The sequence below is a fragment of the Aminobacter ciceronei genome, assembly GCF_014138625.1.
Classification (GTDB): Bacteria; Pseudomonadota; Alphaproteobacteria; order Rhizobiales; family Rhizobiaceae; genus Aminobacter; species Aminobacter ciceronei.
The window spans coordinates 273,605-290,535 of record NZ_JACJHY010000003.1 but is presented as its reverse complement, the minus strand read 5'-3'; the positions used below and the strand labels follow the sequence as shown (position 1 = coordinate 290,535).

General features: G+C 65.2%; 20 protein-coding genes. 10 read left to right on the top strand and 10 right to left on the bottom strand.

Annotated features, from left to right (window positions below):
• The first annotated feature begins 75 nt into the window (after positions 1-75).
• The 5 genes from HNQ95_RS05350 to HNQ95_RS05330 all read left to right on the top strand — a co-directional run bounded on the left by HNQ95_RS05350 (position 76) and on the right by HNQ95_RS05330 (position 5,473).
• Positions 76-693: a LysE family translocator gene (locus HNQ95_RS05350; protein WP_154384706.1), complete on the top strand. Its 618-nt coding sequence runs from the start codon at positions 76-78 to the stop codon at positions 691-693.
• A 154-nt stretch (positions 694-847) separates the two neighbouring features.
• Positions 848-1,828 (top strand): cysteine synthase A, encoded by a 981-nt coding sequence (gene cysK / locus HNQ95_RS05345; RefSeq protein WP_067954523.1) that lies wholly within the window; start codon positions 848-850, stop codon positions 1,826-1,828.
• A 117-nt stretch (positions 1,829-1,945) separates the two neighbouring features.
• Positions 1,946-2,902, top strand: coding sequence for a TAXI family TRAP transporter solute-binding subunit (locus HNQ95_RS05340; protein ID WP_182573538.1), 957 nt, complete (start codon positions 1,946-1,948; stop codon positions 2,900-2,902).
• An 82-nt stretch (positions 2,903-2,984) separates the two neighbouring features.
• The gene (locus HNQ95_RS05335; RefSeq protein ID WP_154384704.1) at positions 2,985-5,096 is read left to right on the top strand and encodes a TRAP transporter permease; all 2,112 of its coding nucleotides are present in this window, start codon (positions 2,985-2,987) and stop codon (positions 5,094-5,096) included.
• Positions 5,097-5,098: 2 nt separating this feature from the next.
• On the top strand, positions 5,099-5,473 hold the full coding sequence (locus tag HNQ95_RS05330) for a DUF1850 domain-containing protein (protein WP_067954528.1): 375 nt from the start codon (positions 5,099-5,101) through the stop codon (positions 5,471-5,473).
• Here HNQ95_RS05330 and HNQ95_RS05325 read toward each other — a convergent pair.
• Both HNQ95_RS05325 and HNQ95_RS05320 read right to left on the bottom strand, forming a co-directional pair.
• Entirely contained in the window at positions 5,463-6,725 is a 1,263-nt protein-coding gene (locus HNQ95_RS05325; RefSeq protein WP_067954530.1) for an RNA polymerase sigma factor, read from the bottom strand. The two genes, HNQ95_RS05330 and HNQ95_RS05325, sit on opposite strands and share 11 nt — an antisense overlap.
• A 17-nt stretch (positions 6,726-6,742) precedes the next feature.
• Positions 6,743-7,093 carry a YciI family protein gene (locus HNQ95_RS05320; RefSeq protein ID WP_067965761.1) on the bottom strand — a complete coding sequence of 117 codons (351 nt, stop codon included), beginning with the start codon at positions 7,091-7,093 and terminating at the stop codon, positions 6,743-6,745.
• Positions 7,094-7,362: 269 nt separating this feature from the next.
• On the opposite strand from HNQ95_RS05320, the gene HNQ95_RS05315 reads away from it, so the two are divergent.
• On the top strand, positions 7,363-7,983 hold the full coding sequence (locus HNQ95_RS05315; protein ID WP_182573539.1) for a glutathione S-transferase family protein: 621 nt from the start codon (positions 7,363-7,365) through the stop codon (positions 7,981-7,983).
• Positions 7,984-8,233: 250 nt separating this feature from the next.
• Here the strand turns inward: HNQ95_RS05315 and HNQ95_RS05310 are convergent, their stop codons facing one another.
• Together HNQ95_RS05310 and HNQ95_RS05305 are read right to left on the bottom strand one after the other, a co-directional pair.
• Positions 8,234-8,386: a hypothetical protein gene (locus tag HNQ95_RS05310; protein WP_169808285.1), complete on the bottom strand. Its 153-nt coding sequence runs from the start codon at positions 8,384-8,386 to the stop codon at positions 8,234-8,236.
• 288 nt (positions 8,387-8,674) lie between these two features.
• Positions 8,675-9,355, bottom strand: coding sequence for an ArsR/SmtB family transcription factor (locus HNQ95_RS05305; protein ID WP_067954534.1), 681 nt, complete (start codon positions 9,353-9,355; stop codon positions 8,675-8,677).
• Positions 9,356-9,440: 85 nt separating this feature from the next.
• On the opposite strand from HNQ95_RS05305, the gene HNQ95_RS05300 reads away from it, so the two are divergent.
• The 3 genes from HNQ95_RS05300 to HNQ95_RS05290 all read left to right on the top strand — a co-directional run bounded on the left by HNQ95_RS05300 (position 9,441) and on the right by HNQ95_RS05290 (position 10,382).
• Entirely contained in the window at positions 9,441-9,644 is a 204-nt protein-coding gene (locus HNQ95_RS05300; protein ID WP_067954536.1) for a DUF1127 domain-containing protein, read from the top strand.
• 64 nt (positions 9,645-9,708) lie between these two features.
• Positions 9,709-10,041, top strand: a complete 333-nt coding sequence (locus HNQ95_RS05295) for an NIPSNAP family protein (protein ID WP_067954537.1) — start codon at positions 9,709-9,711, stop codon at positions 10,039-10,041.
• On the top strand, positions 10,038-10,382 hold the full coding sequence (locus HNQ95_RS05290) for an antibiotic biosynthesis monooxygenase family protein (protein ID WP_067954539.1): 345 nt from the start codon (positions 10,038-10,040) through the stop codon (positions 10,380-10,382). Before HNQ95_RS05295 ends, HNQ95_RS05290 begins: the two co-directional genes overlap by 4 nt.
• Positions 10,383-10,541: 159 nt before the next feature.
• Here HNQ95_RS05290 and mbfA read toward each other — a convergent pair whose 3' ends face one another.
• Positions 10,542-11,525: an iron exporter MbfA gene (gene mbfA / locus HNQ95_RS05285; protein WP_067954541.1), complete on the bottom strand. Its 984-nt coding sequence runs from the start codon at positions 11,523-11,525 to the stop codon at positions 10,542-10,544.
• A 177-nt stretch (positions 11,526-11,702) separates the two neighbouring features.
• On the opposite strand from mbfA, the gene HNQ95_RS05280 reads away from it, so the two are divergent.
• Positions 11,703-12,026: a hypothetical protein gene (locus tag HNQ95_RS05280; RefSeq protein WP_067954543.1), complete on the top strand. Its 324-nt coding sequence runs from the start codon at positions 11,703-11,705 to the stop codon at positions 12,024-12,026.
• A gap of 212 nt (positions 12,027-12,238) precedes the next feature.
• Here HNQ95_RS05280 and HNQ95_RS05275 read toward each other — a convergent pair whose 3' ends face one another.
• The 5 genes from HNQ95_RS05275 to HNQ95_RS05255 all read right to left on the bottom strand — a co-directional run bounded on the left by HNQ95_RS05275 (position 12,239) and on the right by HNQ95_RS05255 (position 16,911).
• The gene (locus HNQ95_RS05275) at positions 12,239-13,060 is read right to left on the bottom strand and encodes a DUF8605 domain-containing protein (protein WP_067954545.1); all 822 of its coding nucleotides are present in this window, start codon (positions 13,058-13,060) and stop codon (positions 12,239-12,241) included.
• Between the two features lie 87 nt (positions 13,061-13,147).
• The gene (locus HNQ95_RS05270) at positions 13,148-14,290 is read right to left on the bottom strand and encodes an ABC transporter permease (RefSeq protein WP_154384700.1); all 1,143 of its coding nucleotides are present in this window, start codon (positions 14,288-14,290) and stop codon (positions 13,148-13,150) included.
• The gene (locus HNQ95_RS05265; protein WP_067954549.1) at positions 14,287-15,204 is read right to left on the bottom strand and encodes an ABC transporter ATP-binding protein; all 918 of its coding nucleotides are present in this window, start codon (positions 15,202-15,204) and stop codon (positions 14,287-14,289) included. Before HNQ95_RS05265 ends, HNQ95_RS05270 begins: the two co-directional genes overlap by 4 nt.
• 70 nt (positions 15,205-15,274) lie before the next feature.
• Positions 15,275-16,231, bottom strand: coding sequence for an HlyD family secretion protein (locus HNQ95_RS05260; RefSeq protein ID WP_067954551.1), 957 nt, complete (start codon positions 16,229-16,231; stop codon positions 15,275-15,277).
• A complete protein-coding gene (locus HNQ95_RS05255; protein WP_154384699.1) occupies positions 16,228-16,911 on the bottom strand; it encodes a DUF1956 domain-containing protein in 684 nt (227 codons plus the stop codon). The genes HNQ95_RS05260 and HNQ95_RS05255 overlap by 4 nt, the downstream gene beginning before the upstream one ends.
• Between the last annotated feature and the right edge of the window lie 20 nt (positions 16,912-16,931).

Below are 16,931 nucleotides of genomic sequence, written 5' to 3'. Positions count from 1 at the left end.
CCCAATCCCCGCGGCATTCCATGGATACCGCTTTCGTGCGATAGCGCGACCATTCAATCCTGCCTGGATTCCGCCATGACCCTTACAGGTTTTCTTGCCTATAGCGGTGCGCTCGCCATCGCTGCCGCCATTCCTGGTCCGGGCGTGACGGCGCTGGTGGCGCGCGCGCTCGGCTCGGGCTTCCGCTCGTCGTTGGCCATGTCGCTCGGGATCGTGCTCGGCGATCTCACCTATCTCACCGCCGTAGCGCTTGGCCTTGCCTTTGTCGCCCAGTCCTTCGGCATGGTGTTCCTGGCGATCAAGTGGCTCGGCGTCGCCTATCTCGCCTGGCTCGCCTGGAATTTCTGGACCAGCGGCATCACGCCGGAGACGGTCGAGGCAAGGAACGGCAAGGGCGGACTGTTCTCGAGCTTCCTCGCCGGGCTGACGGTGACCTTGGGCAATCCCAAGTCGATGATCTTCTACATGGCGATCATGCCGACGGTCGTCGACCTGCATGCGTTGACGCTGGGCGACTACGGCATTCTCGTCGCTGTCACGATCGTCGTGCTGCTGATCGTGCTGGTGCCCTACCTGGCGCTGGCTTCGCAGGCGCGCTGGTTCCTCAAGACGCCGCGCGCGCTCAAGCTGCTCAACCGCACCGCAGCCGGTTTCATGGTTGGTGCCGCCGCTGCCATCGCGGTCCGCCAGTAGACAGGCGGACTGGAATTTCATTCCTACAAATCAAGGCCCACGGAAACATGTTTCCGTGGGCCTTGCCTAATCAGCACGGCACCCACTCGGAATTTGCCCTGCGACCCCCTATCTTCGCAGTTCACATCTCAGGCAATCCTAGGGAGCGAAATCGATGAACAAGCCCGTTACCTCCACGCGCGTACCAGGTCGCGGACGCGTCTATGGCTCCATCACCGAAACCATCGGCGACACGCCGCTGGTACGGCTCGACAAGTTCGCCAGGGAGAAGGGCGTCGTCGCGAACCTGATCGCCAAGCTGGAGTTCTTCAACCCGATCGCGTCGGTCAAGGACCGCATCGGCGTCGCCATGGTCGAGGCGCTGGAAGCCGCCGGCCGCATCGAGCCGGGCAAAAGCACGCTGATCGAACCGACGTCGGGCAATACCGGCATCGCGCTTGCCTTTGCCGCCGCCGCCAAAGGCTACAAGCTGATCCTGACCATGCCGGAGACGATGTCGATCGAGCGCCGCAAGATGCTGGCGCTGCTCGGTGCCGAACTGGTGCTGACCGAAGGCGCCAAGGGCATGAAGGGCGCAATTGCCAAGGCCGAGGAGCTGGTGCAGACAATTCCCAACGCGATCATTCCGCAGCAGTTCGAAAACCCGGCCAATCCCGAGATCCATCGCCAGACGACGGCCGAGGAGATCTGGAACGACACGCAGGGGTCGATCGACATCTTCGTTGCCGGCATCGGCACCGGCGGCACGATCACCGGCGTCGGCCAGGTGATCAAGGCCCGCAAGCCTTCGCTGCATGTCGTGGCAGTCGAGCCCGAGGGTTCGCCGGTGCTGTCGGGCGGCCAGCCCGGCCCGCACAAGATTCAGGGCATCGGCGCCGGCTTCGCGCCCAAAGTGCTCGACACGACCGTCTATGACGAGATCATCAAGGTTTCGAACGAGGATGCGGTGGCAAACGCCCGCCTCGTCGCGCGTCTCGAAGGCGTGCCGGTCGGCATCTCCTCGGGTGCAGCGCTGCAGGCGGCAGTGATCGTCGGCTCGCGGCCGGAGAATGCCGGCAAGAACATCGTTGTGGTAATCCCGTCCTTTGCGGAGCGGTATCTGTCGACGGTGCTGTTCGAAGGGCTGGGCGGCTGAGGACGAAGCGTAGGTTTGCTGTGAACAATTGAGGCTTGGCATTTGACCTCCTCCCGCTAACATGCCCGCAAGTCGGCGCAGACCAGAGCGCGGGCGCGTCAATCGGAGGAGAGATACATGCTGCATCTGAAGTCGAAGCTATTTGCTGCCGGCGCCGTGGCCATCGGTGTCGCCCTGGCCGCAGTTCCGGCCAAGGCGGAACAGTTCATCAACGTGCTGACCGGAGGCACTTCGGGCGTGTATTATCCGCTCGGTGTCGCGTTGTCGGAAATCTACGGCAAGAGCATCAAGGACGTGCGCACTCAGGTGCAGGCAACCAAGGCGTCGGTGGAGAACTTGAACCTTCTGCAGCAGGGCAAGGGCGAAATAGGCTTCGCACTCGGCGATTCCGTCAAGGCGGCCTGGGAAGGCGACACCGAGGCAGGCTTCAGCAAGAAGCTCGACAAGCTGCGGGCGATCGCCGCCATCTATCCGAACTATGTGCAGATCGTGGCCGCCAAGGAATCCGGAATCAGCAGCTTCACCGACCTGAAAGGCAAGAGCCTTTCCGTCGGCGCCCCCAAGTCGGGCACAGAGCTCAATGCTCGCGCCATCTTCGGAGCGCTCGGCATGAGCTACCAGGACCTCGGCAAGACCGAATACCTGCCGTTTGGCGAGTCGGTCGAGTTGATCAAGAACCGGCAGCTCGACGCCACCTTGCAGTCTGCCGGACTTGGCGTCGCGTCGATCAAAGACCTTGCGGTGTCGTTGCCGATCACCGTCGTGGCGGTGCCGGCCGACGTCGCCGAGAAGCTGGGCGCACCATTCCAGGCAGCCACGATTCCGGCGGGCACATATGAAGGCCAGTCGGCCGACGTGCCGACGCTGGCGATCACCAACATCCTCGTGACGAATTCCGACGTGTCGGACGACCTCGCTTATGAAATGACCAAGCAGTTGTTCGACAATCTCGACCAGATGACAGCAGCCCATGCCGCGGCGAAGGCGATCTCCGCCGATAGCGCCGCCAAGGGCCTGCCCATCCCGCTGCATCCGGGCGCGGAACGCTATTACAAGGAAAAGGGCCTGATGTAGGCCCGGCCCACGCACAGGCCTGATCCAGCTGGGCGGCACCTTGCCGCCCTAACTTCCAACATAGCCCTTGCCGGAGCCAGCGATGTCGCGACCCGACGTCTCCCCGCCCGCAGCCGATTTCCATGACCCGACCGGCAGCGGCTTTGCCAAGACACCCGAAGGCCGGCTGCTGTTTTGGACGGCGGTTGCCTTCTCGCTGTTCCAGATCGCCACGGCGGCCCATGTGCTGAGCGTGCCGAGCCAGGTCCTGCGGGCGACCCATGTCGCCTTCCTGCTGCTGTTGGCCTTTCCACTGGTGGCGACGGCGCGCGGCGCCGGTGCGACCGGCAAGGCGCTGGCCTGGGGGCTCGCCTTCCTCGGCGTTGCGGTGGCGACCTACCAGTTCATCGAATATGAACCGTTGATCCTGAGGGCCGGCGACCTGAACCAGGTCGACCTGGTCTTCGGCGTGATCGCCCTGGCAACCGTATTCCTCGCCGCCTATGCGATGATGGGACCGGCATTGCCGATCATTTCGGGAAGCTTCCTTCTTTACGCGTTGTTCGGCCAGTACCTGCCGTCGCCGTTGAACCATCGCGGCTACGACTTCTCGCAAGTCATCGACCAGCTGGCCTACGGCACCGAGGGTATCTACGGTATTCCGATCTACGTCTCGGCGACCTACATCTTCCTGTTCATCCTGTTCGGCTCGTTCCTCGAACGCGCGGGCATGATCAAGCTGTTCACCGACATCTCGCTGGGCTGCGTCGGGCACGCGCGCGGTGGCGCCGCCAAGGTAGCGGTAATCGCTTCGGGCATGATGGGCACGATTTCCGGTTCTGGCGTGGCCAATGTGGTGACCACCGGGCAGTTCACGATCCCACTGATGAAGCGGTTCGGCTACCGCCCTGCCTTTGCCGGCGGCGTCGAGGCGACCGCGTCGATGGGTGGGCAGATCATGCCGCCGGTGATGGGCGCGGTGGCTTTCATCATGGCCGAGACGCTGGGCGTGGAGTACTACGAGGTGGTGAAGGCAGCGCTCATTCCGGCCCTGCTGTATTTTGCCTCAGCATTCTGGATGGTGCATCTCGAAGCGGGCAAGCACGGGCTGCACGGGCTGCCGCGGGCGGACCTGCCCTCGCCGATCCGCGCGCTGCGCGAAGGCTGGTTCCTTATCCTGCCGCTGGCGGTGCTGATCTACCTGCTGTTTTCCGGGTATACGCCGCTGTATGCCGGAACCATCGGCCTGGCGATGACGGTTCTGCTGATCCTCGGCGGTTCGGTGGCGCTGCGGCTGCCTTCAATGGTCATCCGGATGGTCTTCTGGATCGGGCTTGGCCTGGTGGCAGCGAGCTTCTTTCGCATCGGCATCGGCGCGATCCTTGTTGCGGCAGCGGCCCTGATCGCCGTCAACGCCTTCGTCAGCGGCGGCCGCGACACGCTGATCTCGTGCCGCGACGCCCTTGCGGAAGGCGCCAGGACGGCGCTGCCGGTGGGCGTCGCCTGCGCCGTCGTCGGCGTCATCATCGGCACGATGACGCTGACCGGAGTCGCGACAACCTTCGGCGCGTTCATCGTTTCGGTGGGCGAATCGAGCCTGTTCCTGTCGCTGGTCCTGACGATGGTGACCTGCATCGTGCTTGGCATGGGCATTCCAACCATCCCGAACTACATCATCACCTCGTCAATCGCCGGGCCAGCCCTGCTCGAACTGGGCGTGCCGCTTCTGGTCAGCCACATGTTCGTGTTCTACTTCGGTATCCTGGCCGACTTGACGCCACCGGTGGCGCTTGCCTGTTTTGCTGCGGCGCCAATCGCGCGCGAGAGCGGACTGAAGATCTCGTTCGAGGCCATCAAGGTCGCAGCAGCAGGCTTCGTCATTCCGTTCATGGCGGTCTACACTCCCTCGCTCATGCTTCAGGAAGGCGGGCCGATGGCAGCCGCCATCGGTTACTGGCCGGCAGTCGCCTACATCGTCTTCAAGACCGGGTTGGCCATCGCCCTCTGGGGCGCCGCAGTCGTCGGCTTCCTGCGCAGGCGCATGGTCGCATGGGAACGCCTGCTGGCGACCGCAGCGGCCTTCACCTTGGTCGCCGCCCTGCCGATGACGGACGAAATCGGTTTCGCGCTTGCGGCCGTGATCATAGGGCTTCACTGGCTGCGCACGCGCGGACAGCCCGAAGCTGGAGCGGCAGCAGGGAGCAACAAGGCCTGACCGTGGGCTTGTGCATAGTCGCCGGCTCAAAGGCGGCCGCGCTCGCGGTGGCCGCCTTCACGCTGAGCTGGACACATTCGGTGGAAAAACTGCGCTGGGAAGAAGACTGGCGCGTGAGCGACGGTAAACTCCAGATCGTTGGCGCCCGCGTGCAGGGCTCGGGCGCCGGCATGGACCCGCCCGAAGGCGCTGTCTTCGACAACGGCTGGTGGCGCTACACACCGAAGGTCGGCCCACAGGAAGTGCTGGTGCTGGCCGCATCGGGCGCCACCGGCGACGGCTGGCTGCTCTGCTCCAGTGAAGGCTGCCTGACGCTTGGCGAAGACGCCGAAGCGACGGTAATGCTGCGCGCCTGCGACCCCGCGCTCAGCCGCTGACCTGCCCGCGGCGTGAAGCTGCGTCGCCTCTGCGGCGCTTGAGGAACCGGCGCACGGCCTGGTCGGGTTCGAGGCCGATGGCGAGTTCATAGGCCTTGTCGGCTTCGGCGAGATTGCCTGAGAGCGTCAGCAATTCGGCACGCGCCGCCCAATAGGGCTGGTACTCGTTGAGCCTGGCGTCGTCGATGGCGTCGAGCAGGGCCAGACCTTGTTCGGGCGCGCCGGCATAGGCGACAGCCACCGCGTGGTTGACGGCAACGACCGGCGAGGCCGAGAGCGTCATCAGCCCGGCATAAAGGGTGGCGATCGCCGCCCAGTCGGTGCGGCCGGCAAAACGGCGCGCGGCATGGGCCGACTGGATGGCCGCCTCGATCTGGTAGCGGCCGATGCCTCCGAAGGCGCCGGCGCGCTGCAGCAATGCATCGGCCTCGCCGATCAGGCCAGCATCCCACAACAAGGTGTCCTGCTCGCCGAGCGGCACAAACTCGCCCAGCGGGTTACGGCGGGCCGGCCGGCGCGCCTCGGCATGCAGCATCAGGGACAGCAGGCAGAGCGCCTCCGGTTCGTCCGGCAGCAGGTCGACCACCAGCCGGCCGAGCCAGATGGCTTCGGAAGCGAGGTTGCGGCGGCGGGATTCGGCACCGCTGGCGTCGGTCCAGCCTTCGGCGAATGCTGCGTAGATCGCTTCCAGAACGGCCAGCAGCCTTTCGCCGAGCTCGGCCTTTTCGGGAATGCGGAACGGGATGCCGGCATGCTTGATACGCGACTTCGCCCGCACCAGCCGCTGACTCATCGTCGAGGGCGAGACGAGGAAGGCCGAGGCGATGGTGGCGGCATCGAAGCCGAGGATCGTCTGCAGGATCAACGGGGCACGCACGCCGGCGTCGATCGCCGGATGGGCGCAGGCGAAGATCAGGCCAAGCCGGTCGTCGGGACATTTCTCGCGCGCCATCTCCTGTTCCAGTTCTTCGCCAATGAGCCTGAGATGGGCCTGGCCCGCTTCGCCGGTCATGCGCCGACGCCGCTGGTCGATGGACCGTCGCCGCGCCACCGTCAGCAGCCAGGCCTCGGGATGGTCCGGCACGCCGGTCTCTGGCCATCTGGACAAGGCCGCGGCGAACGCGTCGGCAAGCGCGTCCTCGGCACCGGCGACATCGCGGGTGCGCGCCGCCAGCCAGGCAACGAGCCTGCCGTAGCTCTGGCGGGCAGCGGCTTCCGCCGCCGCCCGCGCCTGTTCGGCGCCCTGAGCCATGCTAATGGGGAGCCATGCTAGCGGGTTGGCCAGATCGGGCGGACCTCGACGATGCCGTAATTGGCGCTTGGGCAACGCGCCGCCCAGCCGAGCGCGGCGTCAAGGTCCGGCGCCTCGATGATGTAGAAACCGCCGAGCTGCTCCTTGGTCGTGGCGAAAGGGCCGTCGAGCACTTCGGTCTTGCCGTCGCGGACACGGACTGTCGTCGCCGAAGACGCGCCGCGCAGACGCTCGCCCGACACCATGGCTCCGGCTTTGATCAGCGCTTCATTGTAGGCCATGTAGGGCGCGCTCATCTTCTCCTGGTCTTCCGGGCTCGCCGCCGCAAAGGGCGTGTCGTCGTGATGAAGCAGAAGCATGTACTGCATTGTGGTCTCCTGTTGTTCCAGGCCGCGTCGTCGCGGGCCGAACGGAAGTCGCGCCACCTCGACGGATTTCGACAGGCTAGCAGAGTTTTTTTCGGCCGCGCGCCGGTCGAATGCGAAAATCGATCCCGATTAAGGGGATCATGCAGCGCAGCAGGGCCGTAGCGGCTGGACCGGCGAAAAATCGATCCTGGCAAGCGCCTGCCCGCCTTGAGCAGGATGTCGGCGGCATGTCATATCCGAGCGCCGGGGAAGAACGGCTGGGGGCAGAAATGTACAGGCTTTACACACGCGCCGGCAGCGGCGGCTTTGTCGTCGAGGCGGCTTTCGCCCTGGCGGGTGTGCCATTCGAGCGCATCGAGGTGGTCAAGGGCGTCGAGCCCCCATCAGAGTTCCGCAAGATCAGCCCGCTTGGCCAGGTGCCGGCGCTGGTGCTGCCCGACGGACAGGCGATGACGGAGTCCGCTGCGATGTGCCAGCTGATCGCCGAACGCCATCCCTACGCCCGGCTGGCACCGTCAGTGGATGCGTCTGGGCGCGCCGACTTCCTGCGCTGGATGGCCTTCCTGACATCGGTGACCTATCCGGCGCTGCTGCGCGAATATTACGCTCATCGCTATACCACGGACGCTCATGGCATCGAGGCGGTGAAGGCAGCCGCAATCGCAGAGGCGGAGCGCAGCTTCGGCGTTGTCGAGGCGGCACTGCAAGACCGGGACTGGCTCGCCGGCACGCATATGTCGATCGCCGACGTCTATCTGCTGATGCTGGCGTACTGGCACCCGGAGCCGGCCAAGCTCGCTCTGGCCTGGCCGAACATCGCGCGCTTGTGCACGGTTCTCAAGGAGGATGCCGTGCTGAAGGAGCTGAACGCCAGCCACGCCATGTGGTGAAGGCGGAACGGCCCGTATGAACGGGCCGATCGGCAAGGCGCCCGCATCCGCAAAGAAGCAGCGCGCCGGTTCGTCATCGTGTCTTGAAGAGCTCGTCTTGAAACAGGCCGGCATTGCGCCGCCGGCGTAGCGAGCAAGCCTTACAGGCGCGTGGCGATGATTGCCCGGCGTTCGCCGCGCAAGGTGGTCGAGCGATGATCGCTGGTCGGCCGCGCGATGCGGCTTTCGTGACGTCCGGTAACGGTCATGATCAGTGGAACGTCACGCGCGACTGAAGCGAGCCGGAGCGGCGCGCGCAGGCAGGTCCCGGGCCGCGCATGTAGTGACGCTCGGGGCGGTAGGTCGGGGCGATGAATTCGCGAAACGCCACAGCGGCGTAAGTGAGGTGGTTCCAGATAGCCATTGTTCTTATCCCTGTCCGCCCGGGGCTCGTCCCGAAACGTGAAAGCGATCATAGCCGGCGGGTGTGAATCTTCGGTGAACGCGATGTTAATCTTCGTGTGAAAATGCGCCCGATCAGGGCTGAATCATGTTTTTTTCTAGGCATTTAGACCGGATCGGGCGGCATTGATTAAGATGTGTCTTTTGCGTCACCGATGTAACGACCAATTGCCGCGAAATTATCCACAGGTTTCGCGGCGCGGTTACATCGCCAGGGGCTGTCAGCGGCGTGGCTGCGACGGATCGGGCGTCAGGAGAGGAACAGCTTCTCGAAAGCCTTGCGTCCCGGCGGGGTGAATTCGACGACGCGGCTGCCTGTTGGGCGGCGCGCCCATTTCTCAGCGAGGATCTTGTCGAGGATCGCAGTGCCGAGCGATCCCGCCAGATGCGAACGCCTGACGCTCCAGTCGAGGCAGGCGCGGCACATCGGCCGGCGCGAGGCGCCGAGCGTCGCGGTATCGATGCCGATGGCGGCGAAGAAACCCTGGCCCGCCGGGCCGAGCCTGATCTCCTCGTCGTCGCGGACGATGATCTCTTGGGCAATGAGGCGGTCGAACATCGCCACTGCATGGTCTCCGGCGAGATGGTCGTAGCAGACGCGGGCTTCGCGCATCGACTTGTCGCGTGGGCCCGGACGCGCGCGCCTGGGCCCGGAATGGGCGGCGACGCCGCTGATCGCCTCGATCATGTTGGCGACCTCGGCACCTGACAACGCGTAGTAGCGATGCCTGCCCTGGCTCGCCACCGTCAGCAGCTTGCCGTCCATCAACTTGGCGAGATGCGAACTGGCCGTCGGCAGCGACACGCCGGCTTCAAGCGCCAGCTCGCTGGCTGTCAGCGCGCCGCCATCCATCAGCGCGGTCAGCATGTTGGCGCGCGCCGGGTCGCCGACAAGGCTGGCGATGCGGGCGATATCGGGACCTTCTTTCATGGCGCTTCTACCTCCATGGTTCGATGCTAGTCGAAGCATTCTCGCCAGGCAAGGCGTAGTCTCCGACCAGACAGAGGAGTGAGCCATGACGACGAGAAGCGAATTCGCCACCACGCCGAGACGCCTGCCGCTGGATGCGCTCAGCCGGGTGCTGGCGTTCCTGTTCCGCGGCTACGACAGGCATCTGCAACGGCTCGACCTTTCCCAACTGACCGACGAACAGCTCGACGACATCGGGCTCAGCCGCCGCGAGGCGACACGTGAAGCCGCAAAACCCTTCTGGCGCTAGCACGCGACCTCGGCCCGATGCTTCGACGCCGGCCGAACCATTGCCAACACTTCCGGAGACAAAGATGACCATCACCTGCTTCATCCGCTACGAGATCGACCCGTTCGGCAAAGCGGCTTTCGAGGCCTATGCCCGCAACTGGGGCCAGGCGATCCCGCGCTGCGGAGCAGACCTCGTCGGCTACTTCGCCCCACATGAGGGTTCGGCGACGACGGCCTACGGCGTCTACAACATCGACAACCTGGCGGCCTACGAAGCCTATCGGGCACGGCTCGCCGCCGACCCGCTGGGGCGTGAGAACTATGAATTTGCGCGCCGCGAAAAGTTCATCCTCAAGGAGGATCGCATCTTTCTGAAGCTGGCGTCGGGGCCGCATGCGCCACTGGTGAAGCCATGATCGCCGTGATCTTCGAGGTGGAGCCGGCGGAGGGCCGGCGCGACGCCTATCTCGGCATCGCCGCCGACCTCCGTCCGCTGCTCCAGAGCATCGACGGCTTCCTGTCGATCGAGCGGTTCCAGAGCCTGGCCGATCCGAAGCAGCTTTTGTCGCTGTCGTTCTGGCGCGACGAGGAAGCGGTGGAGGCCTGGCGCAACACCGAGGAACACAGGCAGGCGCAGATGGCAGGGCGCGGCGGTGTGTTTTCAGGCTACAGGCTGCGCATTGCCCATGTCGTGCGCGATTACGGGCTGAACGAGCGGGCGGAAGCGCCGGGGGATAGTCGGGACGTGCATGGGTAGGTCAGGCTCCTTCGCGCCCCCTCTATCCATGACCGAATACGCTACCCCTAATCGCCTGCAGGACCTTCTCCCCGTAAGGAGGGGATACGGCCGCAACGCCGACGGCCCCTCCCCCCCCCCTTCCTTCACGGGGAAAGGGTGATGGGCAACGCCCAGGCATCACGCATTGCCGATCAGCACACCCGCCGCGAAGACCAGCGCGCCGCCGAGCACGACCTGGAAGGCCGCGCGCAGGAACGGCGTCTCCATGAAGCGGTTCTGGATGAAGGCTATGGCCCAGAGCTCGAAGAAGACAATGATGGCGGCGACCGTTGTGGCGGTCCAGAAATGCGGGATGAGATAGGGCAGAGCGTGGCCGAGGCCACCCACTGATGTCATGATGCCCGAGGCGAGGCCACGCTTGAGCGGCGAGCCGCGACCGGACAGTTTGCCATCATCATGGGCGGCTTCGGTGAACCCCATCGAGATGCCGGCGCCGACCGAGGCGGACAGGCCGATGAGGAAGGTCTGCCAGGTGTCCTGGGTGGCGAAGGCGGCGGCGAAGATCGGCGCCAGCGTCGACACCGATCCGTCCATCAGCCCGGCTAGGCCCGGCTGGACATAGGTCAGGATGAACTGGCGACGTTCGCCAGCCAGCTCCTCGTCCTTGACGTCCTTGGGCACCAGCTTGTCGCCGAGACGCTGGGCGAGCGTTTCGTGCCCCTGCTCCGCCGCGGCAAGATCGCCGAGCAGCTTGCGGGTCGAGGCGTCGCTCGTCCGCTTCATCGCCTCGATGTAGAAGCGGTAGGCTTGGCGTTCCATGTCCTCTGCCTGGTCTCGGACCTTGTCGATGCCGAGAGGACGCACCAGCCAGTCCGGCTTGCGCTCGTAATAGCCGCGGACATGCTCGCGGCGGATCAACGGTATGCGCTCGCCGAAACGGGCCCGATGCAGTTCGATGAGTGCGGCGCGGTGGCCGTCCTCCTCCTCGGCCATGGCGTCGAACACCTTGGCCGATTGCGGAAACGCGTCGCGCAAGCCGTCGGCATAGGCGCGGTAAATGCGGCCGTCATCCTCCTCCGACGAAATGGCGAGAGCCAGGATCTCCTGCTCGGACAAGGAATCGAAGGCGCGGCGGCCGAAGCCGAAGACACGGGACAACATCTGCGAATCTTCCAGTTTAGAATGATTCTAAACTAGGTGTTCGACGCCTCCCGGTCAATGCGCGCTTACCCCAGGTATGATCTATTGCCGCATGCCAAATCAGGTGCGACAGCGCGCCTTGTTATAGGGGAATGTGTGGCTATATAGCCTAATCTCACCTGATAGAAGGAATGCACAATGGCGGCCAAGCAGCAGGCGCATCACATCGACCCCAAGCCCGTGCTCGAGCTGATCGCCAGCATCGAAGCAGACCTCGCCCGCCTCAAGGGCATGCTCGAACCGCAGCCGGAACAGTTCGACCCGGCCAACCCGCACAACAAGACCTGCGACGGCAAGCTGACGCCCGACGGCGTCGAATGCTGCTACCGCATGTTCGACGAGGGCAAGTCGCGCTACTCGGTGTCCCAGGCGATGAAGATCTCGTTCGCGGCGGCGACGCACAGGTTCAATGCGTGGCGCAAGGCTGGTGGCGAGAAGCGGGTCAGGTCGCTGATGGGGTGAGGAGTGTTGGCCGCAGGCCAAGAAAAGCCAACGATCTGGCTTTTCCAACGACGAACGCCCGGAGCCATAGCGGAGGGCCAAGTCTCTTCGCCAAGCACCCCTCTCCGGGCGCTACACGGCCACCTCTCCCATTTCGTGAGGGAGAGGAATCGCCAACCTCATAGGCGCGGCCTCGCAGACCCGGAGCGCCCCGCCTCTACAAGGCGGCGCCACTACGGCGCCTCATGCCCCGACAGCACCTGCGCGGCGCCTGAGACGGCGTTGCGGAAGGCGTCATCGAAGCCGACGCCTGAAATGCCCCAGCGCGTGGCGGGCGACGCGTCGGCGATGCGCCATTCGGCGACCCAGCCGGCAGGCTTGCTGTTCCAGACGATGGTGCCGACAAGCGCCCGCTCGCCGCCGGCCATGCGGGCCAGGGTGCCGAGGCGCGCCGGATCGGCTTTCGCGAGGGTCGAAGCCGAAAGCCCCGCGTGCATCAACTGTTGCTGCGACGGCAGCAGAAGCGGCAAGGCTGCCTTGTCGGCGGCGCTGACGAGTGCTGCGCGCATGTCTTCATCGCGCGGGGCAATGCTGTCGCTGGCCAGCATGCTGGCCCTCCCCTTCATGTCGAGGGCGCCGATGACGGCGACAAGTTTTGGACGCTTGAGCCAAGGTTTGTGGTCGAACGACTTCAAGAAGGCGTCGAGCTTTGCGCGGTCGAAGACGCAGGTCAGGTCGTGCGGGCGGTCGTAGCTGCCCTGCTCGTCATGAATAGGTGTGCCACTCATGCGGTCGCGGAAGCTGTGGCTGGCGATCAGCTCGCCGGCATGCGCGGCTTGTTTGGCAAGGCGCGGCTCATTGAGCAGCCTGCTGTCGCCGGTGACCCGGACCACGACATTGCGCAGGCAATTGGCAAAACCGATGTCGCGCCGCTCGGGCGCTGTGCCGCTGGTGATCGTGCCAACGGAATAGAGGTCGTCGGCCCTCGCCTGGCCGACGCCAGCGAAAAGCAGCAGGAGCGCTGTCAGCGCGTTGCGTAGTCCGCCACGAAGCATGTGCCGCACCTTCAGCCGGGAGCAGGCAGCCTAGCAGAGCCATGGGCGGCGCAAAAGCTCATGCCACAAGGCAGCTGCCAGACCTTCTCAGTCCAGAGTGCGGCGGAAGCGGAACAGGGCCAGCCCAGCGAATACGGCAACGAACAGGCCGAGAATGCCGACTTCGACGGCGATGGCCGGCAGCTCTGCGCCCTTCAGCATGACGGCGCGGATGATGCGCAGGAAATGCGTCAGCGGCAGGATCTCGCCCAGCGCCTGGGCCCAGCCGGGCATGCCGCGATAGGGGAACATGAAACCCGACAGCAGGATCGACGGCAGGAAGAAGAAGAAGGTCAGCTGCATCGCCTGCATCTGGGTGCGGGCAATCGTCGAGATGGTGTAGCCGAGCAGCACCAGCGCCAGCACGAAGACCAGGATCGCCGACAGAAGCAACGACAGCGAGCCGATGAACGGGATGGCAAACAGCAGCTTGGAGGCGACCAGCACCACCGTCACCTGCACCGCGCCGACGACAAGATAGGGCAAGACCTTGCCGAGCATGATCTCGGCCGGGCTCGCCGGCATGGCGAGCAGATTTTCCATCGTGCCGCGCTCGGTTTCGCGGGTCAGTGCCATCGACGTCATCATCACCATGGTCATCTGCAGGATGACGCCGAGCAGGCCGGGCACGATGTTGTATTGCGAGATGCCCTCGGGATTGTAGCGGCGATGGACGACGACCTCGAGCTGCCCCTTGGCGGTCTCGGCGGAAGACGCTTCCATGCCCTGGGCCCTGAGCAGCGCCTGGTTGGCCACCGTGCCCAGCGTAGACACAGCACCGCTGGAGGCCGAGGGATCGGTGGCGTCGGCCTCGATCAGGATCTGCGGCGCGTCGCCGGCCGCCACCCGGCGGCCGAAATCGGCTGGGATGGTGACGACGAAGGCAACCTCGCCGCTGGCCATCAGCTCCTCGGCCTCGGCGGCGGTATGGGCGATGTGGTCGAAGCGGTAGTAGTTGGTGTTCTGCAGCGCCGAGACCATGGCCCGCGTGTACTGGTCGTTGCTGGTGGCGAGCAGTGCTGCGGGCAGGCTTTTGGGGTCGCTGTTGATGGCGAAGCCGAACAACACCAGCTGCATCAGCGGCACGCCGAGCATCATGGCAAAGGTGATGCGGTCACGCCGCATCTGGATGAATTCCTTGGTCAGCAGCGCACCGAGCCGCGCAAAGGAAAAGAAGCCGTTGGCGGTCATGACATATTGTCCCTGGAAGCGGCCATGAACTGGATGAAGACGTCTTCGAGGCTGGTTTCGCCCGGCGCGACGGTCACGCCTTCGCGGCTGCCGATGTCGGCAAGGGCTGCCTCGAGCTTCTGCCTGTCGGAGCCGACGACATGAAGCGTCGCGCCGAAGGGGGCGACCTGCTCGACGCCGGGCCGGCCTTCAAGCGCGGAGGCGATCTGGTCGAGCCGCGGGCCCGAGACGACGAAAGTTGTCAGCCCGGCATTGCGCACGACCTCCTCGACGGTGCCCGACGCCAGCATCTTGCCATAGGAGATGTAGCTGATGCGGTGGCAGCGCTCGGCCTCGTCCATGTAGTGGGTGGAGACGAGCACGGTGAGCCCGCCGCGCGCCAGGCGGTGGATCTCGTCCCAGAATTCACGCCGCGCCTTGGGGTCGACGCCGGCGGTGGGTTCGTCGAGCAGAAGCAGCTTCGGCTTGTGCATGATACAGGCGGCGAGTGCCAGGCGCTGCTTCCAGCCGCCCGACAGCGTGCCGGCAAGCTGGTTACGGCGCGTGGTCAGACCGAGCTCTTCGAGGGTTCGGGCGACATGCTCCTCGACAGGTCTGAGCTTGTAGAGCCGGGCAACGAATTCGAGGTTCTCGCCGATCGTCAGGTCCTCGTAGAACGAGAACTTCTGCGTCATGTAGCCGACTTCGCGCTTGATCTTGAGGCTGTCGCTGCGCAAGTCGTAGCCCAGCACCTGGCCCTCGCCCTCGTCGGGCGTCAGCAGGCCGCACATGATGCGAATGGTGGTTGTCTTGCCCGAGCCGTTGGGCCCGAGGAAGCCGACGATCTCGCCTTCGGCGACGGTCATGGTGACATGGTCGACGACGGTCTTGTCGCCGAAGCGCTTGACGAGGTTGGTGACTTCGATGGCGTTCATGGGTGCCGTAGACAAGGCAGTAAGTGAATAGGGCAACAGGGCTGCAACGCGCCTGGCCTGCCCTACTGCCTTACTCCCCTGCTCCCTTCTCCAGTGCCACATCGACGATCTGGCCCGGCTGCAGCGCCGAGTTGGCGCCTTCAGGGCGCGCCTCGACGAGGTAGACGAGCTTCTGCCGGTTCTCGAGCGAGTAGATGACCGGCGGGGTGAATTCGGGATCGGGCGAGACGTAGCTGACCTTGGCGGTGAGCCCGTCGGCGCAGCCGTCGCAGCGTACGGCAAGGCGGGTGCCGACATGAACGGAGGAAAACGCGCGCTCCGGGATGAACAAGGTCAGCTTGACCGCGCCGTCGGGCAGCACCGACAGCACCGGCGAGGACGGGCCGGCGGTGTCGCCGGCATTGCGGATGACGTCGTTGATGCGGCCGGCGGCGGGTGCGGTCAGCGTGCGCTTGGACAGCCGCCACTCTGCCTGGCCGAGCGCTGAGCGGGCCTGCTCGACCTGCTTTTCGGCGGCCTTGATCACCTCGCTGCGGGCCGGCAGGCGGCCGACGGCGAGATTGGCTGTGGCCTGTCCAAAGGCCGCCTGGGCGACCTCGAGCTTGGTCGTCGCGTCGTCGAGCTGGGCCTGGGTGGCAATCGAACGTCGGGCGAGATCCTGGGTACGGGTCAGGCTGCGCTGGGCATCGTCGGCCTGGGCCTGGCTGGAGCGCACGGCTGCCTCGAGGGCGGCGATCTCGTCGGGACGCTTGCCGATCTTGAGGTCGGCGAGCTGCGCCTCTGCCTGGGCAAGGGCTGCCTCGGCCTGGGTCACCGCGATCCTGGCGTCGCCGCTTTCCAGCGTGACGACGGGCTTGCCTGCCTCGACGCGGTCGCCGCGGCGGACGGAGACGGTTTCAACCTGCGCCACCTCGATGGGAGCGAGCTGGACATAGTCGCCCTCGACATAACCGACGGCCAGAGGTGCCGGGCCGGCACAGGCCGAAAACAGCTGTGCGGCAAAGGGTATGGAACACAGAACACTCATGGCTTTCCTGCCTTTCGCGCAGCGATGATGACTGCGACGTTTTCCCTGGCGATGCCGATGACCTTGCCGACTTCGGCGGGGCCGATGTCGACCCAGCCCATCCGGCGCAGGACCGCGGCGCGGGCGATGCGGAAGTAGACGACCTGGCCGATCATCATGAAGACGCTGATCCTGACGCGCTCACTCTCGGCCTCCTCGCCGGTGGCGGCGGCCCAGAGGTGACACAGCCTGCGGTGCACCGGCTCAAACACGCCGGTGTAGATACGGTCGAGCGCATCGGTCGGCGTCGACAGCTCGCGCAGCACGAACTGGACGATCTCGCCAGCCTCGGGGCGGGCGACCATGAAACCGACCATGCGCTCTACCGCCGCCTCGATCTGGGACTCGGCCTCTTCGGCGGAGACTACTTGCGGCTGGGCCAGCCCGGTATTGCCGAGCGCCTGGCTGGCGATCGCCTGGATGGTCGCCACGACATGGTCGGCTGCGGCCAGCCTCAGCCCTTCCTTGCCGCCGAAATGATAGGCGATCGAGCCAATATTGGCATTGGCTGCGGTGGCTATCTCGCGCGTCGAGGTGCCGTCGAAGCCCTGGCGGCCAAACAGTTTCAGGGCAGCCATCACCAGGGCCAGGCGGGTGGCGTCGGCTGCGGAGGGATTTTGCGGGGTTTGTGTCTTGCTCATTTCGGCGATTTAATCAATCG

Coding starts and splice junctions, on each gene's coding strand:
- cysK (WP_067954523.1), top strand. CDS start 848: ATGAACAAGCCCGTTACCTCCACGCGCGTACCAGGTCGCGGACGCGTC.
- HNQ95_RS05350 (WP_154384706.1), top strand. CDS start 76: ATGACCCTTACAGGTTTTCTTGCCTATAGCGGTGCGCTCGCCATCGCT.
- HNQ95_RS05270 (WP_154384700.1), bottom strand. CDS start 14,290: ATGACCGCCAACGGCTTCTTTTCCTTTGCGCGGCTCGGTGCGCTGCTG.
- HNQ95_RS05265 (WP_067954549.1), bottom strand. CDS start 15,204: ATGAACGCCATCGAAGTCACCAACCTCGTCAAGCGCTTCGGCGACAAG.
- mbfA (WP_067954541.1), bottom strand. CDS start 11,525: ATGTTGTCCCGTGTCTTCGGCTTCGGCCGCCGCGCCTTCGATTCCTTG.
- HNQ95_RS05260 (WP_067954551.1), bottom strand. CDS start 16,231: ATGAGTGTTCTGTGTTCCATACCCTTTGCCGCACAGCTGTTTTCGGCC.
- HNQ95_RS05295 (WP_067954537.1), top strand. CDS start 9,709: ATGACCATCACCTGCTTCATCCGCTACGAGATCGACCCGTTCGGCAAA.
- HNQ95_RS05320 (WP_067965761.1), bottom strand. CDS start 7,093: ATGCAGTACATGCTTCTGCTTCATCACGACGACACGCCCTTTGCGGCG.
- HNQ95_RS05310 (WP_169808285.1), bottom strand. CDS start 8,386: ATGGCTATCTGGAACCACCTCACTTACGCCGCTGTGGCGTTTCGCGAA.
- HNQ95_RS05290 (WP_067954539.1), top strand. CDS start 10,038: ATGATCGCCGTGATCTTCGAGGTGGAGCCGGCGGAGGGCCGGCGCGAC.
- HNQ95_RS05280 (WP_067954543.1), top strand. CDS start 11,703: ATGGCGGCCAAGCAGCAGGCGCATCACATCGACCCCAAGCCCGTGCTC.
- HNQ95_RS05305 (WP_067954534.1), bottom strand. CDS start 9,355: ATGAAAGAAGGTCCCGATATCGCCCGCATCGCCAGCCTTGTCGGCGAC.
- HNQ95_RS05255 (WP_154384699.1), bottom strand. CDS start 16,911: ATGAGCAAGACACAAACCCCGCAAAATCCCTCCGCAGCCGACGCCACC.
- HNQ95_RS05340 (WP_182573538.1), top strand. CDS start 1,946: ATGCTGCATCTGAAGTCGAAGCTATTTGCTGCCGGCGCCGTGGCCATC.
- HNQ95_RS05275 (WP_067954545.1), bottom strand. CDS start 13,060: ATGCTTCGTGGCGGACTACGCAACGCGCTGACAGCGCTCCTGCTGCTT.
- HNQ95_RS05315 (WP_182573539.1), top strand. CDS start 7,363: ATGTACAGGCTTTACACACGCGCCGGCAGCGGCGGCTTTGTCGTCGAG.
- HNQ95_RS05325 (WP_067954530.1), bottom strand. CDS start 6,725: ATGGCTCAGGGCGCCGAACAGGCGCGGGCGGCGGCGGAAGCCGCTGCC.
- HNQ95_RS05300 (WP_067954536.1), top strand. CDS start 9,441: ATGACGACGAGAAGCGAATTCGCCACCACGCCGAGACGCCTGCCGCTG.
- HNQ95_RS05335 (WP_154384704.1), top strand. CDS start 2,985: ATGTCGCGACCCGACGTCTCCCCGCCCGCAGCCGATTTCCATGACCCG.